The organism is Sideroxyarcus sp. TK5 (assembly GCF_054601595.1).
Window position 1 is genome coordinate 1 of the sequence record NZ_BAAHSJ010000034.1, and the last position, 731, is coordinate 731.

At 63.3% G+C, this 731-nt stretch carries 1 protein-coding gene; it reads left to right on the forward strand.

What is annotated here, in order from left to right; genetic code table 11:
* Positions 1 to 729 (forward strand): EF-Tu C-terminal domain-related protein (locus ACYPYQ_RS13560; protein ID WP_459724447.1); only part of this gene is annotated, 729 nt, incomplete at its 5' end.
* Positions 730 to 731: the final 2 nt, after the last annotated feature.

The window sequence follows — 731 nt, forward strand, 5'->3', positions numbered from 1 at the left end:
CGCGAACTGCTCTCCAAGTACGACTTCCCCGGCGACGACACCCCCATCATCCACGGCAGCGCCAAACTGGCGGTCGAAGGTGATGCAGGTGAACTGGGCGAAGGCGCCATCATGAAGCTGGCCGAAGCCCTGGACACTTACATCCCGACCCCGGAGCGTGCAGTTGACGGCGCCTTCCTGATGCCCGTGGAAGACGTGTTCTCCATCTCCGGCCGCGGCACCGTGGTGACCGGCCGCGTCGAGCGCGGCATCATCAAGGTCGGCGAAGAGATCGAGATCGTCGGCATCAAGCCCACTCTGAAGACCACCTGCACCGGCGTCGAGATGTTCCGCAAGCTGCTGGATCAGGGTCAGGCAGGCGACAACGTCGGCGTGCTGCTGCGCGGCACCAAGCGTGAAGAAGTCGAGCGCGGCCAGGTTCTGGCCAAGCCCGGTTCCATCACCCCGCACACCAAGTTCACTGCCGAGATCTACGTGCTGGGCAAGGACGAAGGCGGTCGTCACACCCCGTTCTTCCAGGGCTACCGTCCGCAGTTCTACTTCCGCACGACTGACGTGACTGGTGCGGTCGAACTGCCGGCCGGCACCGAGATGGTGATGCCAGGCGACAACGTGTCGATCACGGTCAACCTGATCAACCCGATCGCGATGGAAGAAGGTCTGCGTTTTGCGATCCGCGAAGGTGGCCGTACCGTCGGCGCCGGCGTGGTCGCGAAGATCATCGAGTAATA